This is a genomic window from Poseidonibacter parvus (assembly GCF_001956695.1).
GTDB lineage: Bacteria > Campylobacterota > Campylobacteria > Campylobacterales > Arcobacteraceae > Poseidonibacter > Poseidonibacter parvus.
In genome coordinates this window covers 773826-795400 of sequence record NZ_CP019070.1, presented here as the reverse complement: position 1 = coordinate 795400, position 21575 = coordinate 773826, and the positions used below count along the sequence as shown (strand labels likewise).

Sequence of the window (21575 nt, the reverse complement as noted above, 5' to 3'; positions counted from 1 at the left end):
GAGAGGGGTTTCTTGTTAAAATATTAACAAGAAGTATGAAGTCTAGTATCAGTATCTTCTTCTGGATAAAAAGAAGCTAGTGTACAATGACTAATAGCAGATGCTGCTAAAATATTAGTACTTGCTGCTGATGTTTGTGTATTGTTAAAACTTAAATAATCTGGTGTATCACTATTTTCTAGTGGATAAAATGATGCAAATACTTTGTTATCACTAGTTGCTACTCCTAAAGTTTGATAAGCTTTTGAATCATCTTGAACTGAAGAAAGATAACTTGGAGTGTCATCGTTCTCAACTGGGTAAAAACTTGCAAATGTATCTTGTGCTGATAATGCACTTCCTGCTAATAAACTTAATCCTATAATAGTTGTTGATAATTTTTTCATTGTAAATCCTTTTAAATATTAATTTTTTATTTTCGTTTGTTTGATAAGTGTATTATAGATTTTTTATGTGTATCTTGCGTAAAGAGTTCGTTTATTGTTTGTGTAGTGAGATTTTAATAGGGAGTAGAATATATTATTTAATCAAACCCTTTTCAAATATTATCAGTTGGTAATGAAACTGTGAATTTTGCACCTTTATATTGAACACCTTTATACTCATATTTTTCATTACTTGCAATTAGTGTTCCATTTAAATGTGTTCGGATAATCTCATCACTCATGTATAATCCAATACCTGTACCTTGTGACTGATGTTTTGTTGTAAAATATGGTTCAAATATTCTATCTATAATATTATCTGCAATTCCACCACCATTATCAAGTATTTCAATAATTAAAGTATTTTCCTTCTTGTATGTATTTATAAAAATAAATCTTTTTTGAGAATTAGTTTCTACTAAAACATCTTTTGAATTATTTAAAATATTCGCTAATACTTGAATAATTTCATTTTCAAAAGATAAAATAGTAACATCCTTGATATTCTGAATTATTTCAATCTCTTTTGCTGAAAACTGAGCATTTATAAGATTCAATGTTTTATTAATTGTATGAGAGATAAAGAAATCTTCTTCTTTACTATTTCTTGGGTCAAGGAAGCTCCTAAAATCTTCAATTGTTTGAGAAAGATATTGTGCTGAGTTATTAATAGTATCCATTGTATGAATAAAATCATTATCATTAAAAAGGCCCATCTCTTTTTGAAACTTAGAACCTGTTGCTGCTGTTGTAATAGTTGATAAGGGCTGTCTCCATTGATGAGCAATGTTTCCTAACATTTCTCCCATTGCTGCCATTTTAGATTGTTGTATTAATAATCTTTCTTTTTCTATGGTTTTCTTAATTTCATCTTCAATTCTATTTTTATATGTTATAAATTTTTTTGAAATTTTATTAGATATATAAAAAGACAACAAGATGAATACTAATGTTATAAATGTAGTAAGTATAATTATTTTATTAATTGATTTTTGCTTAGATTCTAGTAGATCTTGTGTTTTTTGCTCAATTTCTTTCTCAAACTTTTCTAAAAAGAATCCTGTCCCAATAATCCACTCCCAATTATCGACAAGCTTTATATACGAGATTTTATCTCTATTCTTTAAATTTTCTGGATTTACTCCTGTACTATAAGACATAAAACCTTTTTTGTTTTCCTTGGCAAAGTTAATTATATCTTTTATTACATATTTACCTAGAGGATTTTTTATATTATATCGATTAGTTCCAACTAAGGAATCTTTATAATGAGAAAGGACCATTCCTTTATCATCAAATATAAATATATAAGAGCTATCTTCACTTTTAGTTTTTTTAATTTTTAATAATAACTCTTTTTGTAAATCACTTTCAAAATCATCAATATACTCACCTGTTCCAATAGCAACATTTAGCGGTTCAAAATATTTATAAAAACTGATTTTTTTATAAGTGTTTTTATTATCATTAGGTTTATACCAATGATAAGTATCATATTTTTCACTTTTTTCTTTGATAGTTTGAACAATAGTTTTTACAAATTGGTAGCCATTTGCATCTTTAAATTCTAGTTTATTTTGATTCTCTAACTTTTTATTTAGAGGTTGTAAAAGGCTTGTTCCTTTTACATCATCAATAAAAAAGTATCCTCTTCCATTGTTATAAGAGATATTACCTAAGACATTTTTTATAGTTAAAAATATCTCTTCTTTACTAGCATAGTTTTTTGCTTCCATATATATATTTGTTGCTATAGTATGGGCTTCATAAACTCTATCTTTTATCTGTTGTTTTAATATTTGTTCTGATTTTTCTTTTTCATATACAATTAAATTATGTATGTTTACTATCTTATTTTTTATTCTTTCTTTATTTTGAATTAGATATTTTTCTTTTGTTAATTCTACTTCTTTTGTAAAATCTTCTTCCATTTTATTTAAATATATATTAGATATAAAAAGAGATACAATAATAACAAGGATTATGGGAGAGAATTTAATTATATTTAGAATTATTCTTTCATCATTTGTTATTTTCATATTATTTTCCTAATATTAAATCTTTCTTGCTATTATTTATTATCAGTATATAAAAGTTTTTATTAAAGTTTCATATTTAAAATGTCATAAAAGAAAAGTAATTGTTTATTAAATGATTACATCCTAAGATAAATATAATCACAATCAAATTACTACACATTTATTCACTTAAACTCAAAGAAAAACTTAGATATAATCACGTCAAATTATAATAACTATTAGGACACTTTATGAAAAAACATGTAGAAACATCACTAAGCCACATTGCAAAGTTTGCACCTTTTGCTGAACAAACAGGAGCTTCTCATTTTCCAATATACAATACAGGAACATTTGATTTAAAAAAACAAGATGGCGATAAGATATATGACTATACAAGAAGTGATAATCCTACAAGAGAAATGCTAGAAAATCTTTTCACAGAAGTTGAAGGCGGAGCTGGTTGTGTTTGTACGCACACAGGAATTGCTTCTGTTGCGCTACTTTTTGAAACAGTTTTAAAAGCAAATTCACATATTTTAGTTGAAGCTGATTGTTATGGTGGAACATTTAGATTACTTAAGATCTTTAAAGAAAAATATAATGTTACAGTTCATTTTGCAGACTTTTTAGAATTTGATAAAATTGAAGATATTTTAAAAAATAATCCGATTGATTTAGTTTTATGTGAAAGTCCTACAAACCCAGGATTAAAAATCATTGATTTAAAAAAAGTAGGAGCCTTAGCAAAAGAAAATAATGCCCTTTTTGCAGTTGATAACTCACTTGCTACTTTTATTTCTCAAAGACCATTAAAACTTGGAGCTGATTTCTCATTATTTTCAACTACAAAGTATATCTCAGGACATGGAGCAGTAGTTGCAGGTGCAATTGTTGCAAAAACAGAAGAACTTGCAAAAGAAATACACTACTATGCAAATGCAGGAGGAAGATCTCAGAATCCAATGGATGTGTATTTAATCACACTTGGAATTCCTACACTTAAAGTAAGAATGGCTGAACATGAAAAAAACTCAATTATTATTGCACAGTATTTAGAAGAGCAAAACTATATAGATAAAGTTACACATCCAAGTTTAAAATCACACCCACAACATGCCCTTGCAAATGAGCAAATGGATTTTATTCCAGGTTTATTTTGTGTAGATTTTAAAAGTGTTGAATTAGCTGAGCAATTTATAGAAAAAACAAAAATCTTTGGTGAAAAGTGTTCATTTGGAAGTCCTGATTCAAGAGTTGAAATTCCTGCAAAAATTTCTCATGCAACATTTTCCAAAGAAGAGCTTGCAGCAATTGGAATAAGTGATTCTACAGTAAGATTTTCAATTGGATTAGAAAATGTTGAAGACTTAATCAAAGATATAGAACAAGCTGTAAATTAAGAAAGACAAATGAGTAAAGAATTTTTTAAAGCTATTGAATGTGGTCAAACACTACCTATTAACAATGTGCATGCAGTATCTGTATCGATGCCAACAATGCAAGATGTTATTGATTATGAGAAACAAACACCTCAAATTTTTGAAAAAATAAAAAGTGGTTATCCACGATTTAAACTACATCCATACTTAAAAAAGCTAGGACTTTATATAAAAGATAAATATAAAGTATCTGATAATTTTGAAGTAGTATTACTATCTTCTAAAAAAGCAGTTGAGTTAATAAGTGATAAGTATTTTATTCATAATAAAATTGAAGTAGATGAGCCTTTTGGAGTAATATTAGTTCAAAGAGGAACAACTCAACTTCAAAAAGTATTAACATATATCCAACATGTTGGCTGTAATTTATCTTCAAGATTAGCAGAAAAATACCTTTTTGATGTAGAATTGATTAATACAGTCCATGAAGAAAAACTAGAAGATGAGAAAAAAGCAAAAGATATTATAATAAATACTTTAGCAAATGCTTATAATCAACCTTCAAAAAATGTATGCCTAGCACCTTCAGGAATGAATGCAATATATTCAATTGTACGAGGGTTAAATAGTATTCAATCACATAATGGAAGAACTATTTTAGTTCAATTTGGTTGGTTGTATTTAGATACTATGAATATTGTAAATCATCACTATAATCAATCAAAAATATTCCCAGATATTTTAAATCTTGACTTACTTGAAGAGTTTTTAAAAATTGATGGGAAAAAAGTATCAGCAATAGTTACAGAAATGCCTACAAATCCACTTTTAAAAACTGTTGATATTAAAAGATTAAGAAGCCTTTGTGATGAATATAATATTCCTTTGGTAATTGATACAACTTTTGCAACACCTTTTAATTTAAATTTAGAAGCTTATGCAGATATATTTGTAGAATCACTTACGAAGTTTGCCTGTGGAAATGCAGATATTTTAATGGGTGCAATTATCTTAAATAAAAAACATAATCTCTCACATATGAATGTAGAGTTTTTCACTCACTGTGAACCTGTATATATAAAAGATATACAAAGATTAGCACTACAAATAAAAGGCTATGAAAAAAGAGTAAAAGAGATTTCTTCTAATACAAAACTATTAGTTGAGTATTTCAAAAAATGCTCATATATTAAAGATATTTATTATTGTTTAAATGAAGAAAATAAAGAGAATTATTCTCAAACAATAAAAGATGATAATAGCCTAACAGGAATTATCTCTGTAACATTTAATAAACCATTTAAAGATATATATGACAATCTAAATTTTGCAAAAGGTCCAAGTTTAGGTACAGAATTTACACTTCTTATGCCTTATACTTATTTAGCTCATTGGGATTTGATTCAAAGTAAAGAAGGAAATGAGTTTTTAGAAGAGATTGGATTGCCAATTGATTTACTTCGTATTTCTGTTGGAGTTGAAAATATAAATGAAATTATAAATGAGTTTAAAAGACTAGAAAATTAGAATAATCTAAATTGATTCTAGTCTTTTAATTTGTTTTATTAAACTCTAAATTGTTTCCCAACTAAGTAATAAAAACAAACCTAAGAAAAACATAAATATAGGTGATGCAATTTCTAAAAAGTTTGTAAACTTCGATGATTTTGCAGATACTTTATGTAAAGAAACACCTAAAAATGAAGATGCAAAAATCACTATTCCCATTCCTAAACTAATAAAAATACTAGCTAGAAATACAGATAGGTAAGTTTCTAAAATAAATGCATAAACAAATAATACAACAGTTCCAGGACAAGGAATAAGCCCTGCTGTTAATACAAAAAATAGATTTTCTTTCTTGTTATTAGCACTAGTGTGAACTGCTTGTGGGTTTTTTAGTACAAAATTTGATTTTTCTTTTGGCACTGTAAACATCTGATTTTTACTTTCAGGAATATTACAAGCACAACAAGCACAAGATTTATTTTTTAATTTTCTATATAAAATAAATAAAGATAAAAGCATAATCAACACAGCTGATGTCTTTGTTATATATGAAATTGAATCATCTAAAAAACTTGAAAAAATCCCTTCAATAATAAAAATAGAAATACTAACAAGAATTAACGCACCAACGATATGAATAAATGCAGTAAAAAATGATATTGTAAAAGCTTGTGTATAAGAGCTTTTTCTTGAACTAAAATATGAGAAAGCCAATGCTTTTCCATGTCCTGGTCCTAAAGCATGAATCATCCCATAAACAAATGAAGCAAAAAGTAAAAATACCATTGCATATTTATCTTCACCTTTTTCAACAGCTAATAAATACTCTTTTATTTTTTGAACAAATTTATCTAGTGTTTTTTCTTCTTTGTTAGTATCTTTTACTTTTATAAGATTTTCTTCTTTGAAGCTTTGTGTGATTGTTAATTCTTTTTCTTCAACTATTTCATCACTTTGTTTTTTAATTTCTATTTCATCTTCATTTGTGATAGCAGGTCTTTTTTCATTTACCAATGAAGGAGCATCAATAGTATAAGTAATATTATCTTCTTTAAAATCTTTTCTCACATTATAAGGAATTGTGAAAGATTGCTTTAACTCATCAAAGAAAATAGAAAAATATCCATAATCATCATAAAGACGAATATACAATTTATTTTTATCAATAATTTTGTAGTTTAATTTAGCAACATATTCAAAGCTTAGAATATTATTTACAAATGATATTTTATGACTTTTAATATTTATAATTCTACTGTGTTCTTCAATTTTGTTTGAATATGATAAAAAAGTAAGATAATTCAAGGGTTCAATATAAGTTAAAAGAGATTCTTCGATAGGTTCAAGTTCTTGCTTACTAAAAGTTAAATCAAGATTTGTGTCATATAAACGTAAAAGTTCTTCTGTAAATTCTTTTGAAAAAGTCCATTTAAAGTGGGCATCTTTTATTAGTGTTTTATCAGCAGTTATATTTATAGAAATATCTGTTCGTGGAGTTGTTATTGAACATATCGAGCATCCTAAAAGGATGCTTTGAATAAAAAGAAGTAAGGTGAGAAATCTTATCATTTATATGTATCAGCTATTTTTTTTGCTGAGTCAATTAGGTTTGTTTCCCAATTTATTGATAAAGGATCAATAGTATGAACATTTCCATTTATACTTTTAGCAATAATTTTTGCACTTTTTTGTGAAAATTGAGGAGCTACAAAAACTATTTTGATTTTATGTTCTTGTGCATCTTTTATTAATTCAATTAACTCTTTTGGTTTTGGTTCTTTCCCTTCTACTTCAATAGCAACTTGTTCTAATGAATATCTATTTGCAAAATATCCCCATGATGGATGAAATACCATAAAAGCTTTATGCTCAAAAGGTTTTAAAATATTAGTAAGTTTTTCATTTAAAGTATCAAGTTCTTTTAAGAAATTTTCATAGTTAGTTTTATAAAAAGAGCTATTAACTTCATCAATTTTAACTAATGTTTCATAAATATTTAAAGCTTGTATTTTAACAGCAACTGGATCTAACCATACATGTGGGTCTAAACCTTCATGTCCATGTTCTTCATGGTCATCGTGCTTTTCATGTCCATGTTCTTCATGATCATCATGACCTTTTTCCTCATGATGTGAATGTTCTTCCATTTCTAGCTTTTTAATACCTTTATCCGTATGAACAATTAACATTTTTTTATTTGCATTTTCAAACTTTTCAAGCCATGATTTTTCAAAAGGAACACCAATTGCAAAATACACACTTGAATGCGATAATTTCTTCATTTGAGAAGTACGTGGTTCATATGTAGCTGGAGAAAAACCTTGCTTAACCATTACATTAACGTTTATTTTATCTCCTGCAATTTTTTCTACGAAATATTTTTGAGGTACAATACTAACAGTTACATCTTTTTTTGTCGCATATAAAGATGAAATCATCATTAAAGCTACTAATATTATTTTATTCATTATAATCCTAATTAATCTATTATATTTATGCAACCTGGTTGCGCATTTGGAATTTTAATAAAAAAACTCTTTAACGCAACTTAGTTGTAAAAAAACTTTAAACATAAATTGATATAATAAAATATGAATATAGAAAAATTAACAACTGATAAAAATATAAAATTAACAACTGCTCGAAAAGTAATTCTTGAGATACTTGTTAATTCAGATAAGCCTTTGTCTTATGAAGATATTAAAAATGAGCTTTCAATGGATAAAGCAACTTTTTATAGAAATATTACAAAATTTGAAGAAGAAGACTTAATAGACTCTTTTGAATCAAATGATAAAAAAAGGTATTTTGAAATTCAAAAAACGAAACATTCTCATTTTATTTGTACAATATGTTCAAAGATTGAGTGTATTCATAAAAAGCTTGATTTAAATCTAACAGACTATCAAGTTAATAATATAGTTATAAAGGGTATTTGCCCTAATTGTTTAAAAAATAAAGGATAAAATCAATGATTAAAAGTTTGGTTTCAATAAATCAATTTATAAATAAAGAAGCCCTTAGTGGTATTTTACTTTTTGTTGCAACTGTTGCAGCTGTTATAGTTGCAAACTCTAGTTTAGGCCAAGAATATTATGATTTATGGCATATGCCTCTTGGTATAAATATTGGTGAGTTATCAATTTCAATGACGCTTACATATTGGATTGATGATGGACTAATGGCTCTATTTTTTCTTATGGTTGGACTTGAAATAAAAAGAGAAATGGTTGTAGGTGAATTATCCTCTATAAGTAAAGCATCTTTTCCAATAGTAGCAGCAATTGGTGGTATGCTAATACCTGCACTTGTTTATGTAGCATTTAATCCAGATAATCCATTTGGATTTGGTATTCCAATGGCTACAGATATTGCCTTTGCACTTGGTATTTTAATGCTTTTAGGAACAAAGGTTAATCCAGCATTAAAACTATTTTTAGTTGCGCTTGCAGTTGTTGATGACTTAGGAGCAGTTTTAGTAGTTGCGACTGTTTATACAAGTGAGATTCATAGTGAGTATTTCTTACATGCAGCAATAATTTATGGATTAATTTGGGCTTTAAACTTTAAGGGTGTTACTAAAATCTTGCCATACTTGATTTTAGGAATTGCACTTTGGATTTATATTCATGCAATTGGAATTCATGCAACAATTGCTGGAGTTTTATTAGCTTTTGCTATTCCAATTAAATCGAAAATCGATGAAAAAAGCTTTATAAAAGATTCAAAAAAATCTATTGATGACTTTGAAAAAAATATAGATGAAATACCTATGTTAAACCATAATCAAATTGATGCATTAGAAGACATGGCTTATAAATATGATAAAGTTCAAAATCCATTAGTTAGATTAGAACATCAACTTCATGGTCTTTCAGCTTTCTTTATTATGCCTTTATTTGCATTTTCAAATGCTGGTGTTTTAATAGACTTTTCAACGGTAAATGCAAACTTGATGATAGTTTTAGGTGTTGTTTTTGGTTTGGTTATTGGTAAGCCTGTAGGAATTTTTGGTTTTACATATTTAGCTACAAAATTAAATATCATTAAAAAACCTGATAATATTTCATGGGCTGAAGTAGTTGCGGTTGGATTCCTTGGTGGAATTGGATTTACAATGTCTATATTTATTACTCACTTAGCCTTCTTAGATGAAGATATAATTGCAGCAGTAAAACTTGGAGTTTTTGCAGCTTCATTTGTTGCAGCTATTATTGGGGTTTTATTAATATTAAGAGCAAAAAAAGCATAGTTAATTCTATGCTTTTTTACTAATAACACTATTAAAATAGCAATTCTATTCTATTCTTATTTCTTTATTCAGCTATAATTCTTACATGTCAAAACTATTAAATAATATACTTTTTGAAAATATTACACACTCAACTGAAGATTTTACAAAACATTACCATAGTACTTATACTATTGGATTAACATATAAAGGTGTTTTAAAATCTTATAATTCTCATGAAAGTTATGATTCGTATAAATACTCAGTACGTATAAACAATCCAGGAGAAGTGCATGCAGGTAAATCAAAAGATTGGTCTCATGTGAACTTTTATCCAACAGTTGATGTTATGACAAATTTATATGAACAAATATTTTATGATAAAAAAATACCATTTTTTAAAAGACATATAGTTGATAATAAAATACTATTTATGAAACTTCATAATTTTTTTGATTCTTATTTTAAAAATGAAGATGAGATATTAGTAGAAACTAATCTAATTGATGCTTTATCAACGCTAATCCTAACTTCAATTATTTATACAAAATCATATAAAGATATTTTTGAAGATAAAAAAATCATCAAAAATACCTATGAATATATAAATGATTCAATTGATACAAATTTTACACTAGATAATTTAGCTTCAAATGTTAATCTTAGTAAATACCATTTTCTAAGACTTTTTAAAAAAGAGTTTGGATTAACACCTCATGCCTTTATTATAAATGAACGATTAAATCGAGCAAATGGATTAATACAAAAAGGTTATTCAATTAGTCAAGCAAGTGTTCAAGTAGGATTTAATGATCAATCACATTTTTCAAGAAATTTCAAAAAATATTTTGGATACACACCATCAAACTTACAAAAAAATAGCAATATTATTCTATAAGTATTTTCCTTTTTAATATATACTTCTGTAATAAATTACAGAAAGACTATTATGACACATACAAATAAAAATATATTTTACATTTTACTTCTTATTGCAATGATTGCATGGGGTGCATCATCTGTAAATATGAAAGTATTAAGTAACTACATAAATGAATATGAAATGATGTTCTTTAGGTATTTTTTTACCGCACTTTTTATGATTCCAATAATTATGTTTTTAAAGAAATCTTTTCGTGTTGATTTAAAGGTTTTTTTTCTAATTATAATTTCAGCTATTTTATTTATTGCTTATACGAAATATTTTTATGTTGGAGTAAAATTAGGAACTGCTAGTTTAGGTGGTGCTTTAGTAACTACTTTAGTTCCAATTAATACTTTTATTTTTTTAGCATTCTTAAAAGTAAAAAAGATTACAGTGAAATCTGCTTTTGCTTTAATACTTGGAGCAATAGGTGTATTAACAATGTTAAATATATGGTCATTTAAAGCAGAAGAAATATTCAAAGAACAGAACTTATATTTTTTATTAGCTTCATTAATTTGGCCAATAGTTACAATTATAAGTTCAAAAGTTACTAAGGTTTCTCCTTTAGTATTTACTTTTTATATTTATCTTGTAGCTTCACTTATAAGTTTGTTTTTCTTTGTTGATTTGCAAGAAATAAACTATGTAAGTTTTGATTCATCTTTTTATATAAATCTTGTAATGATTACACTTGTAGCAACAGTATTTGGTAATACCATTTATTTTTTAGGAGTTGAAAAATTAGGAGCAGAAGTTAGCTCTTTTATTTTTCTTGTTCCTTTTTCTTCTATTACTTTAAGTGCTATCTTTTTGAAAGAAGAAATAACTATTTCAATTGTTATTGGGACTATTTTAACTATAATCTCAGTTAAAATTCTCAATGATATAAAAATCTTTAAAAGTAGAAAGAAATCACAATGACACAACAAAACAAAAACATATTTTATATCTTAATGATTCTTGCAATGGCAGGATGGGGAGCATCGTGGGTAAATGCAAAAGTACTAAGCTCTTATATAAATGAGTATGAATTAATATTTTTTAGAAACCTTTTTACAATAATTACTTTAGCACCTGTACTAATAATTACAAGAAAATATTTTTATATTAATAAAAGAAGTTTTTTGCTTGCTATTTTAGCTTCTGTTATTATGATTGTATATTTAAAGTGTTATTTTTTAGGAACAAAATATGGAACAGCATCTCTTGGTGGTGCACTTGTAACTACTCTTATTCCTATTAATACATTTATTATTATGGCACTATTTTGGGGTAAAAAGATACTTAAAAAAGATATATTTGCTTTAGGACTTGGAGCAGTCGGAGTACTTACAATGTTAAATGTTTGGTCATTTTCGCATGAACAAATATTCTCAATACAAAATATGTATTTTCTAGGTGCTTCAATTTTATGGCCCGCTTTAACAATTACAAGTTCTAAAATAACAAATACTTCTCCAATGGTTTTTGGTATGTATATGTATTTGATTTCAACTGTTATTGTAAGTTTATTCTTTGTAGATTTTTCTAGCATAAACTATAAAGCTTTTGATTCAATCTTTTGGCTAAATATATTAGTACTTGCAGTAATTGCAACTACATTTGCAACTACTGTTTATTTTATTGGAATTGAAAAACTTGGGACAAATGAAGTAAGTTCTTTTATATTTTTAGTTCCATTTTTTGCTATTATTTTTAGTATAATATTTTTAAAAGAAGAAGTACATATCACAACAATAATTGGTGTAATTTTAACAGTAATTGCAGTAAAAATTTTGAATAATATTGTAATATTTAAGAAGAAGATTGAAAAATAATTTAAATACTTTTACCCTATCAGGTTTAATTATTGGTCCAATCTTAGGTTCAGGGTTAATACTTCTTCCTCCACTACTTTATAATATGGTTGGTGATTTTTCACTTATTATTTGGGCTATTATTTTATCATTAGGTTTTGTCTTTGCATTAATCTTCGGAAAACTAGCTGTTTTATTTCCAGGAGAAGGTGGAGTTAGTCTTGCAACAAAAGAGGCTATGGGAAAGAAGTATCAATTACTTACCTCTTTTTATCTTATTTGTGCTGTTTTCTTTGGTCCAGTTGCTGTTTTAATAATTGCTGCAGAGTTTATAAAACCCTACTTTCAAAATACCTCTCTTGAATTATTAGGCTTTTTTATTTATATACTTACATATTTACTTCTATTAATAAAGATTAATTTTCTTGGGAAATTAATGTTAATAGTAAGTTCAGCAATTACATTAATTTTTTTAATTTCAAGTATAAATATTTTAGTAAATACAAATGAGTTTAACTTCTCTTTAGTAAAGATTTCAATTGATGAGTTTGGTCATTCTTTGATTATTGTATTCTGGTCCATTGTAGGCTGGGAAGTAATTGGAAACTATTCAAATGAAGTTGAAAAGAAAAAAACACTTACAAATGCAGTTAAATTATCAGCTATTATAATATCACTTGTTTATATTTTGACAACACTTGCTATTTGTTTTGGAGAGTTTCCTAAAGAAGAAGATTTTAAATTAGTATGGATAATAGAACCAATTTTCCAAGAATACTCAAATGCGATATTAGCAAGTGTTTCTATGATACTTTGTGTTGGTACGTTAATACTTTTTGTAGGTGGTGTAGCACGTCTTATATCATCACTAAAGCTTAGTTCATATACTTCAAAACATCTATCAAATAATACACCAATAGGAGCTTTAAACTTTTTATCCTTAATCTATATAATTACATTACTTTTAGTATATTTTAAAATATTAAGTTTAGATAATTTAGTCGCTTATGCTGATGGCTTTTTTATTGCAAATGCTTTGATTGGTTTAATAACAGCAGTTATAATTTTTGAAAAAGGTTTTTTTAAAAATAGTGCAATAATACTAGCTATACTATTTTTTATTATTTTGCTATTTTCAAATATATTTATTTTATTAGTAATATTTTCTTTATTTTTATTTACTTATTTTAAAAAATAAAATAGGCTATTTATCTGTATCTTCTAAAATTTCTTTTGTTATTGTACTTCCATAAGTAATTAATTCTTTTGCTTTTTGAAAGTCATAAAATTCACAACATTTATTAGGTATATTTATCATAATATCAGGTTGGTGAGATGCTAGTTGATATCTTGAAATAACTTCTTGCATTGTTTCAATAGATTTATTTATTATCTCAAAATAACTAAGCTCTTCTTTTTTTGATATATTTAATTTAAAGAAATTACTTATATTTTCTTTAATACCTTTTTTCTCTTTTTCAAATATATGTTTATGTTTACTTAGAACATTAGTACTACTATTTAAATCAACTGCTATTAGTAAATCAGTAAACTCTGAAATTGTTGGAATAATTGGTAAAGGATTTAAAATTCCTCCATCAAACAGTTCTTTATCATTTAACTTCTTTGGAGTAAAAACAGTTGGAATTGCAATTGAGGCTCTAATTGCGTCTTTTAAAGAGCCTTTTTGAAGCCATATTTGCTTCCTATTTGTAATATCAGTTGCAGTTGCTGTAAAAGAAATAGGCAAGTCTTCTATATTAACATCACCTATCATTTCTTCTATCTTATTAAATACTTTTTCACCATTAATCATTCCACTTCTATTAAATGAAAAATCAACTAATTTTAAAATATCAAAAACATCAAAGTTAAGTACCCATTCTTCATACTCTTCAAGTTTTCCTGCAGCATATAGTCCACCAATTAATGCACCAATTGATGAGCCTGAAATAGATTTTATTTCATAATCATTTGAAATAAGCTCTTTAATAACTCCAATATGAGCATAACCTCTAGCTCCTCCACTTCCAAGAACTAATGATACTGTTTTTTTCTTCTTATTAATCATAATATTTTAAATTACCTATTTTAAAAACTTTCCCAATCATCTGAAGAGTCATTTGATTGAACTACTTTATTTTTTACATCATTTAATTTTGTATTACTTGTTTTTTCTTGTTTATTAGTAACTAAAGGTTCTTCTAATTTTACTAGTTCTACAATCTTTGCTTCTACTTTATCTTTTCCAATAAATTCTTTATCATTTGCATTTTGAACAACTTTATTTGCAATTGTCAATGTTGATTGTGCAATACTTCTAGTTTGAGAAGCTACTTCTGCATTTTTTTGTGTTTGTGTATCTAATGCAGATATCGAACTATTAATTTGTTCAATTCCAAGCTGTTGTTCTTTAGAAGACTTTTCAATATCACTTATTAAATCTGATGTATTCGATATATTATTACTTAATTCACTATACCCTTTAATCATTTCATCTGCAATATTTTTACCATCATTAGCTTTTGATGTTGCACTTTCTACTAAATTTTTAATCTCTTTTGCTGCTTCTGCACTCCTACTTGCAAGATTTCGCACTTCTGCTGCAACAACAGCAAAACCTTTTCCTGCCTCACCTGCAGTTGCTGCTTCAACTGCTGCATTTAAAGAAAGAATATTAGTTTGGAAAGCGATCTGATCAATTACTGAAATAGCATCACTAATTGAATTTACTTGTGTATTAATTTCATCCATAGATAAAGTTGTTTTATTTGCTAATTCTTGACCTTGAGAAGCAGATAAATTTAAGTCATTTGCATAACCTGACATTTTAATAATACTATTTGTATTACCTTCCATTTGACTTGTTACTTCTTCTAAAGCTGCGGCTGTTTCTTCTAAAGAAGCTGCGGCTTGAGTTGAAGATGTACTTAAAGTTTCTACATTTGACATAAGAGTATTTGAACTATTTTGAAGAGTTAATCCATTAGATTTATTTTCAACTAAAATTTCATTAATAATATTAGCTAATGAATTTATACCTAAAGAAATATCCCCATTGTCATTTTCAATTCTATGATTAAAATTTAAAGATTGATAAGATTTCAATGCATCATCAAGTTTTGTCATGTCAGAACAAATTTTATTTGACATAGTTTTTAACATTTCATTAAAAAGATTTTTTAACTCTTCTAAGTTTTCATTTTCTGTTTTTGCATTCACAGTATTTTCAATTTGACCTTGATTAACTTTATTTACAATATTTTTTACATCTTCAATTAAAGCTATATCTTGTTCAATTAAGTTTTTAGTATGTTCAATATTTTTGTTTATAACATTTGACATTTTACCAAACTCATCATTTCTACTATCATCTAATTTTTCAACTGTAGCAACTTCTTTGTTTAAATAAGAGAAAAAGTTTAATAAACCTTCTTGAAAATTATCTAAAGAAGAAACTATTCTTTTAATTATAATAAAAAATATAATACATGCCATAACTATTAAAATCAAACCTAATACAATTTGACTAGTTTCAGCAGAAGCAATTTGCTTATCAATTTCATTAGCTCTTAAATTATTTTCTTCTATATGTTCTTTAATCCATTTATCAAGTTTAATAGTTAATTTTTCTGCAAAAGGATCAAGTTCAAGCATCATCTTATTACCTTCAGTTGGGCCATCTTTAACATAAGTATTTGCCATTTTTAAACCAATATTATAAAAACTTGCGAAATCTTTTTTAAATTCTTCTAATTCTTGTACCATTTCTGGTTCATTATATCTCTCGTGTTCTGTAATTACATGATCTAGAATTTTATTTCCACTAACAAAATATTCTTTTGCAATTCCAAATCCATCATCAAAACCTTCTGCTGCTCTAGTTGCAGAAACATCAGTAAACCACTGCTGAACTTGAATAACATCTCTTTGCAAATTTAAGAAACTAAAGACATGAGGAAGAATTTCTCTTTCTTTTTCAATTACTTTATTTTCTATATCTTTTAATTGAATACTATTAACTACAATATTTACAACTGCAATTAAACTAATTATAAAACCACCCATTAGTAATATTGTTTTTAATGAACTATTTTTAAACATTTAACATCCTATTTTTATTTAATTTTATCTTGCGTAAGAACAATCGTTTATATCTAAAGTAATTCCATTAATATAAACAGGACATTCAGTTGCTAGCCAAACAATTGCTTTTGCAACTTCTTCAGGTTGAGCAAATCTTCCTGATGAAACAGTCTTTTTAAACTCTTTTTTTCTCTGCTCTGAGTTATCTTTTTGCATATCAGTTTCAGTTGGACTTGGAGCGATACAATTTACAGAAACCCCATGTGCACCTAATAGTTTTCCGTATATTTTAGTAGCATTTATAAGCCCTGCTTTTGCAATACCATACCAAACATCAGGATGTCCGATTTGTCCTGCAATTGATGCAACGTTTACAATTCTTCCATTTTTTTGTTTTTTCATATTTTCGCATAATAAATTCATAAGTTCAACTGGAGCGTGTAAATCCACATTCATGATTTTCTCTTTTGCCTCATTAGGATAATTATCATAAGTATATTTTGGTTGCATAAAACCAGCATTATTAATCAAAATATCTATATTTCCAACTTCTTTTGCTAATTGCTCTAAATTTTCAATATTTGATAAGTCATACTCTATTTCTGTAACATTAGGAAGACCTCCTAAAGCAAAATCTTTGAAATCTCTAGCTACTACTATTACTTCATAATCAAGTGCTAACATAGCTTGTGAAACTGCTAAACCTATTCCTTTATTTCCACCTGTTACTAATACTCTTTTAGACATATTTTTCCTTGTTTATCTTTTATATTATTATAATAGTTTAATTTTTATTTATATTGGTTTAATTTAATAATATGTATTATGTTTACAATACAGCATTTAAGTATAAATAATAATAAAAGGTGGTATTAAATGTATAAAAATGAAAAACAAATATTAAATATAATTAAATATACGCCACCTGTATTTGTATTAACAATTTCTATAATTATTTCTGTTTTTTTATATATAGACAAACAATCAACACTAGAAAAAGAAAAAAAACAAATAAAAACAAATTTTATACGAAGTAATAAATTAAAAATTAAAAATGATACTCATAGATTACATGATTTTATTGTAGAAACAAAAAAAGATACAGAAAAGTTTTTAAAAGAAAATATTAAAAATAGAGTTTATGAAGCACATAGAGTTGCAAGTAGTATATATAATGAAAATAAAGATATTAAATCTGAACAAGAAATAAAACAAATGATTAAAAATGCACTTAGACATATAAGATTTAATCAAAATAGAGGTTATTATTTCATCTATTCAATGGAAAACTATGAATGTATTTTGTTACCACTTGCAAAAAAACTTGAAGGTACAAGTTTTTATAATTTTAAAGATGGCAAAGGTGAATATCTTACAAGAAAAATTGTAAAACAAGTAAAAGAAGAACAAGAAGGATTTTTAACTTGGTCTTATCATAAACCAGATGATATGACTAAGCAATATAAAAAAATAGGTTTCAATAAATATTTTGAACCATATAATTGGTTTATAGGGACAGGAGAATATTTTGTAGATTTTGAAAAGCTTGTAAAAAAAGAAGTATTAAATTATACTCAAAAACTATCATCTGATAAAAATAATTATTATATGATTTTAGATTATAATGGCGAAGTATTAGCAAATAATAATAAAATGGATACATTATCAGAAATGACTACTTCTACAAAAAAAGAACTAATCCATATTGCAAAAACAGGTAGTGGTTATCTTTCATATAAAAATGATGATAATACTGCTAACAATACAATCAAAACAAGTTATTCAAAAGGTTTAGAAAATTGGAATTGGGTAATTACTAAGATTTTTTATGAAAATGATATTAGCAATCTTTTTATTCAAAAAGAAAAAGAATTAAACAAGAAATTCAATAAAAATATTTTATATATATTTACTGTTGCTATTATTTTAACATCGATACTTCTTGCTGTATCTTTTTATATATCGAGAATTTTGAATATAAAATTTAATAAATATAGAAAAGATATTCAAAATCATATAAAAGAGAATACTAAGCAAAATCATTTATTATCACAGCAAGCTAAAATGGCTGCAATGGGAGAAATGCTTGGGAATATTGCACATCAGTGGAGACAGCCTTTATCTTTAATTACAACAGCTGCTAGTGGTATGAAGCTACAAAAAGATTATGACACTCTTGATGATGATACATTTAATGATTCAATTCATAATATTACAAATTCAGCACAATATTTATCAAAAACTATTGATGATTTTAGAAATTTTTTCAAAACAGATAAAATTAGTAAACATTCAAGTATCTTAACTGTAATTGAAAAAACTTTAAAATTAACAAATGCACAACTGAAAATCAATGATATAAATTTGAAAAAAGAGCTTATAGAATATGAAGTTTATGGTGTTGAAAATGAGTTAATTCAAGCATTAATAAATATTATAAATAATTCAAAAGACGCTCTAATAACAAAAGACCACTCAAGAGAAATATCAATAAAGACTTATAAAAACAATAATAAAGGTATTTTAGAAATAAGTGATAATGGAGGAGGTATTGACAAAAAAATACTAGATAAAGTACTTGAACCTTACTTTACAACCAAACATCAATCACAAGGTACAGGAATTGGTCTTTATATGACAGACGAAATTATTAAGAAACATTTTAAAGCTTCTATGAGTATAGAAAATAAAAAATATATTCTTAATAAAGATAACTATTTAGGACTTCAGACTAAAATTGTTTTTAATCTAGAATAGTCAAGTTATCCTTTTTTTATAAGTTGCATTATTCTTTTGTTTTCATCGATTTTACAAGCAGTTATTTCTCTTTTACTTCTAGAATTTTTAAAGCAGTGAAGAGTTCTATTTAAAACTTTTACTCGTTTATAAAATTTATCAAGTCTTGCAACTTCAACTCTAATTTCATATTTATTAATTAGTTCTGTTTTTACCTCTTCTAATTTTTTAAATTTGTAAGTATTAGAACTACTAGCAAATAGTGAAGTACTTATAAGTATAAAAAGCAATGTTTTGATAATAAATCCTTTATTTAATACATATTATCAAATTATACTTAAGTATAAATAAATAACAACAAAATTATTTTTGTTGTTATTTACTATCTATTAAAAGATGTTCATATTTTTTATCGGTTAAAATTTTCATAAATGCAACTAAGGCTTCTATTTTTCTATCACTTTGTCTTTTAGATTTTAACTCTTCTAATGAAATCGTTTCTTTAACTTCTGGATCTTCCCAAGGCTTATTTGTTTCAGGGTTAATTTTTCTATCTTTATTATTGTATTTATCATAAAACTCTACTACAGTTCTTAAATCTTTAAATACACCATTATGCATGTAAGGTGCAGTTACTGCTACATTTCTTAAAGTTGGAACTTTATATTTACCTTTTTCTTTTTTATCTGTAACTTTTGGATTATTTAATAAACCACCATCAATAGTTGAAACACCATTTTTAGCTCTCAATCTTGTATTTGCAGGTGTACCAATATTATGATATTCATAATTAGTAAATGTTTCACCTAATTTATCTTCACCTTTTAATACATGACAAGTTGCACAAGAGTTATTATTATTTGAGAAAAATATTGCTTTTCCTAAATCTTCTAAAGCTGACAAATTATATTCACCTTTTAAAAATCTATCATATTTTGAATCAAAAGGAGCAAACTCTTTTGTTCTTTCAAAAGCTGCTATTACTTCTGTCATAGCTTTATATACCAAATCATCATTTTCCCAAATATCATCTCCATAAATACTTTTAAAACTTTCAACATAATATGAGTTTTCTTGTAATCTAAGACTAACTTCTTTTTTATCTTTCATACCCATTTCATCAGGATTCAATGGTGGTCCTCCAGCTTGACCTTCTAAGTCATCTTCTCTTCCATCCCAAAACTGTCCACCAATATACTTTTTCTTTTTAATATCATAATGAAACTTTGGAGAAAACATTGCATATGATGCTGTTGGTGCACTTCTATCCCCTATTGAAGTATTATTATCACCTAATGAAGCCATTGAATTTACACCATTATTTCTATCATCAACAAACCCAGCTTCAGGATTATGACAAGTTGCACACGACTGAGTTCTATTTTTTGATAAGTTTTTATCAAAATATAAAACTTTTCCTAAAATTTCTTTATCTTGTTTTTGTTTTAAAATTTCTGCTTTTGATAAGGTATTATCACTTAAACACCCAGTAAATATTAGAGCAAAAAATCCTAATACTATAAGTTTTAAATAAATCATTTTAATTCCCTTTTTTTATATTTTTTATGTTTTTTACTGCTAAAAGTTTAAATGGTTTAAATACTAAATCAAAAATACTTTTATACTCATTCATTTGATTTCTTCGTAAACCAAATTTTAATACTTTTACTTCTTTTGATAGTTTTAAAGTGCCAAATACTCTGTCCCAAAGTGCTAATGTTCCTCCATAGTTTTTATTAAAAAAATTTCTACTATGATGAATTTGGTGTTGCTTTGGTGAAATAAACCATTTCTCAATTCTTTGTCCAAAAGAAAAAGGCACATGGGAATGCCTTAAATTTGATCCTAAAATTGAAAAAACAAATACAATAATATTTACACCTAAAACCGAATATATATCAATCATAGCACCAAAGAAATAGACAAATACACCAGTTACAAGACCAATACTTAATGAATATCGCAGTCCAAAAAGAAGATTTTCAATTGGATGAACTCTATAAAAAGTAATAGGTGTTAAAACTTTTGCACTATGATGAACTTTGTGAAATTCCCATAAAAAAGGAATTGTATGTAAAAATCTATGTAACCAATATCTTGAAAAATCACTTACTATAAAAAGTGAAATTGTATACATTAAAATTACAACTTCATATGAGAAGTATGTATTTTCATAATAATCAAATTGTAAATATAGTTGTTTATTTACTAAAAAAGCGATACTTTTTGCAGAAATAACAATAGGAATTAGCATAAATACTTTTATAAAATATGAAATAAAAAAGTAATAATAATCAAGTTTAGCACTAGGATGAAGCCATAGTTTTGAACTTAAAATCACTCTTTTACCTCTTGAATTATAATAGTAATAAATTATGCTTATTGCAATTGCAGTAAAGATATAAACCCAAAATATTCTTTTATTTGGGTTTATAATATATTCTAATGCAAAAAGATCATTCAA

Annotated in this window: 19 protein-coding genes; 9 read left to right on the top strand and 10 right to left on the bottom strand. The window is 26.0% G+C overall.

Annotation, left to right across the window (positions count from 1 at the left end; translation table 11 throughout):
• Positions 1-23: 23 nt before the first annotated feature.
• Positions 24-386: a hypothetical protein gene (locus LPB137_RS03885; RefSeq protein WP_076084621.1), complete on the bottom strand. Its 363-nt coding sequence runs from the start codon at positions 384-386 to the stop codon at positions 24-26.
• 152 nt (positions 387-538) lie between these two features.
• On the bottom strand, positions 539-2464 hold the full coding sequence (locus LPB137_RS03880) for a sensor histidine kinase (RefSeq protein ID WP_076084619.1): 1926 nt from the start codon (positions 2462-2464) through the stop codon (positions 539-541).
• A gap of 230 nt (positions 2465-2694) precedes the next feature.
• Here LPB137_RS03880 and LPB137_RS03875 point away from each other — a divergent pair, with 230 nt between their 5' ends.
• Entirely contained in the window at positions 2695-3846 is a 1152-nt protein-coding gene (locus tag LPB137_RS03875) for a trans-sulfuration enzyme family protein (protein ID WP_076084617.1), read from the top strand.
• A 9-nt stretch (positions 3847-3855) separates the two neighbouring features.
• Entirely contained in the window at positions 3856-5352 is a 1497-nt protein-coding gene (locus LPB137_RS03870) for a PLP-dependent transferase (RefSeq protein WP_076084615.1), read from the top strand.
• A 45-nt stretch (positions 5353-5397) separates the two neighbouring features.
• On the opposite strand, the gene LPB137_RS03865 is transcribed toward LPB137_RS03870, so the two are convergent.
• Positions 5398-6903: a HoxN/HupN/NixA family nickel/cobalt transporter gene (locus tag LPB137_RS03865; protein ID WP_076084613.1), complete on the bottom strand. Its 1506-nt coding sequence runs from the start codon at positions 6901-6903 to the stop codon at positions 5398-5400.
• Positions 6900-7802 carry a metal ABC transporter solute-binding protein, Zn/Mn family gene (locus LPB137_RS03860; protein ID WP_076084610.1) on the bottom strand — a complete coding sequence of 301 codons (903 nt, stop codon included), beginning with the start codon at positions 7800-7802 and terminating at the stop codon, positions 6900-6902. Before LPB137_RS03860 ends, LPB137_RS03865 begins: the two co-directional genes overlap by 4 nt.
• A 123-nt stretch (positions 7803-7925) precedes the next feature.
• Between LPB137_RS03860 and LPB137_RS03855 the strand changes: the two genes are divergently transcribed.
• The 6 genes from LPB137_RS03855 to LPB137_RS03830 all read left to right on the top strand — a co-directional run bounded on the left by LPB137_RS03855 (position 7926) and on the right by LPB137_RS03830 (position 13487).
• Complete coding sequence (locus LPB137_RS03855; RefSeq protein ID WP_076084607.1) at positions 7926-8300, top strand: Fur family transcriptional regulator; 375 nt, start codon at positions 7926-7928, stop codon at positions 8298-8300.
• Positions 8301-8305: 5 nt separating this feature from the next.
• Positions 8306-9586, top strand: a complete 1281-nt coding sequence (gene nhaA / locus LPB137_RS03850; protein WP_076084603.1) for a Na+/H+ antiporter NhaA — start codon at positions 8306-8308, stop codon at positions 9584-9586.
• Between the two features lie 85 nt (positions 9587-9671).
• Positions 9672-10463 carry an AraC family transcriptional regulator gene (locus LPB137_RS03845; protein ID WP_076084600.1) on the top strand — a complete coding sequence of 264 codons (792 nt, stop codon included), beginning with the start codon at positions 9672-9674 and terminating at the stop codon, positions 10461-10463.
• 51 nt (positions 10464-10514) lie between these two features.
• Positions 10515-11414: a DMT family transporter gene (locus LPB137_RS03840; RefSeq protein ID WP_076084597.1), complete on the top strand. Its 900-nt coding sequence runs from the start codon at positions 10515-10517 to the stop codon at positions 11412-11414.
• Entirely contained in the window at positions 11411-12310 is a 900-nt protein-coding gene (locus LPB137_RS03835; RefSeq protein WP_076084594.1) for a DMT family transporter, read from the top strand. Before LPB137_RS03840 ends, LPB137_RS03835 begins: the two co-directional genes overlap by 4 nt.
• Entirely contained in the window at positions 12300-13487 is a 1188-nt protein-coding gene (locus tag LPB137_RS03830; RefSeq protein WP_076084591.1) for an APC family permease, read from the top strand. Before LPB137_RS03835 ends, LPB137_RS03830 begins: the two co-directional genes overlap by 11 nt.
• Before the next feature lie 6 nt (positions 13488-13493).
• Here LPB137_RS03830 and LPB137_RS03825 read toward each other — a convergent pair whose 3' ends face one another.
• Genes LPB137_RS03825 through LPB137_RS03815 form a run of 3 tightly spaced genes read right to left on the bottom strand, consistent with a single transcriptional unit; the run spans position 13494 to position 17122 of the window.
• Entirely contained in the window at positions 13494-14360 is an 867-nt protein-coding gene (locus tag LPB137_RS03825) for a patatin-like phospholipase family protein (RefSeq protein WP_076084588.1), read from the bottom strand.
• 20 nt (positions 14361-14380) lie between these two features.
• On the bottom strand, positions 14381-16393 hold the full coding sequence (locus tag LPB137_RS03820; RefSeq protein ID WP_076084585.1) for a methyl-accepting chemotaxis protein: 2013 nt from the start codon (positions 16391-16393) through the stop codon (positions 14381-14383).
• A 24-nt stretch (positions 16394-16417) separates the two neighbouring features.
• On the bottom strand, positions 16418-17122 hold the full coding sequence (locus LPB137_RS03815) for an SDR family NAD(P)-dependent oxidoreductase (protein ID WP_076084582.1): 705 nt from the start codon (positions 17120-17122) through the stop codon (positions 16418-16420).
• Between the two features lie 129 nt (positions 17123-17251).
• Here LPB137_RS03815 and LPB137_RS03810 point away from each other — a divergent pair, with 129 nt between their 5' ends.
• Positions 17252-19132 (top strand): sensor histidine kinase, encoded by a 1881-nt coding sequence (locus LPB137_RS03810; RefSeq protein WP_076084579.1) that lies wholly within the window; start codon positions 17252-17254, stop codon positions 19130-19132.
• Positions 19133-19137: 5 nt separating this feature from the next.
• On the opposite strand, the gene LPB137_RS03805 is transcribed toward LPB137_RS03810, so the two are convergent.
• The 3 genes from LPB137_RS03805 to LPB137_RS03795 form a co-directional block, all read right to left on the bottom strand.
• Positions 19138-19401, bottom strand: coding sequence for a hypothetical protein (locus LPB137_RS03805; RefSeq protein ID WP_076084576.1), 264 nt, complete (start codon positions 19399-19401; stop codon positions 19138-19140).
• Between the two features lie 85 nt (positions 19402-19486).
• Positions 19487-20650 carry a cytochrome-c peroxidase gene (locus tag LPB137_RS03800; RefSeq protein WP_083657094.1) on the bottom strand — a complete coding sequence of 388 codons (1164 nt, stop codon included), beginning with the start codon at positions 20648-20650 and terminating at the stop codon, positions 19487-19489.
• A 1-nt stretch (position 20651) separates the two neighbouring features.
• Positions 20652-21575: a sterol desaturase family protein gene (locus tag LPB137_RS03795; protein ID WP_076084573.1), complete on the bottom strand. Its 924-nt coding sequence runs from the start codon at positions 21573-21575 to the stop codon at positions 20652-20654.

Excerpts from the sequence above, each read along its gene's own strand:
- LPB137_RS03885 (WP_076084621.1), bottom strand. The coding sequence starts at position 386 with ATGAAAAAATTATCAACAACTATTATAGGATTAAGTTTATTAGCAGGA.
- LPB137_RS03880 (WP_076084619.1), bottom strand. The coding sequence starts at position 2,464 with ATGAAAATAACAAATGATGAAAGAATAATTCTAAATATAATTAAATTC.
- LPB137_RS03875 (WP_076084617.1), top strand. The coding sequence starts at position 2,695 with ATGAAAAAACATGTAGAAACATCACTAAGCCACATTGCAAAGTTTGCA.
- LPB137_RS03870 (WP_076084615.1), top strand. The coding sequence starts at position 3,856 with ATGAGTAAAGAATTTTTTAAAGCTATTGAATGTGGTCAAACACTACCT.
- LPB137_RS03865 (WP_076084613.1), bottom strand. The coding sequence starts at position 6,903 with ATGATAAGATTTCTCACCTTACTTCTTTTTATTCAAAGCATCCTTTTA.
- LPB137_RS03860 (WP_076084610.1), bottom strand. The coding sequence starts at position 7,802 with ATGAATAAAATAATATTAGTAGCTTTAATGATGATTTCATCTTTATAT.
- LPB137_RS03855 (WP_076084607.1), top strand. The coding sequence starts at position 7,926 with ATGAATATAGAAAAATTAACAACTGATAAAAATATAAAATTAACAACT.
- nhaA (WP_076084603.1), top strand. The coding sequence starts at position 8,306 with ATGATTAAAAGTTTGGTTTCAATAAATCAATTTATAAATAAAGAAGCC.
- LPB137_RS03845 (WP_076084600.1), top strand. The coding sequence starts at position 9,672 with ATGTCAAAACTATTAAATAATATACTTTTTGAAAATATTACACACTCA.
- LPB137_RS03840 (WP_076084597.1), top strand. The coding sequence starts at position 10,515 with ATGACACATACAAATAAAAATATATTTTACATTTTACTTCTTATTGCA.
- LPB137_RS03835 (WP_076084594.1), top strand. The coding sequence starts at position 11,411 with ATGACACAACAAAACAAAAACATATTTTATATCTTAATGATTCTTGCA.
- LPB137_RS03825 (WP_076084588.1), bottom strand. The coding sequence starts at position 14,360 with ATGATTAATAAGAAGAAAAAAACAGTATCATTAGTTCTTGGAAGTGGA.
- LPB137_RS03820 (WP_076084585.1), bottom strand. The coding sequence starts at position 16,393 with ATGTTTAAAAATAGTTCATTAAAAACAATATTACTAATGGGTGGTTTT.
- LPB137_RS03815 (WP_076084582.1), bottom strand. The coding sequence starts at position 17,122 with ATGTCTAAAAGAGTATTAGTAACAGGTGGAAATAAAGGAATAGGTTTA.
- LPB137_RS03810 (WP_076084579.1), top strand. The coding sequence starts at position 17,252 with ATGTATAAAAATGAAAAACAAATATTAAATATAATTAAATATACGCCA.
- LPB137_RS03800 (WP_083657094.1), bottom strand. The coding sequence starts at position 20,650 with ATGATTTATTTAAAACTTATAGTATTAGGATTTTTTGCTCTAATATTT.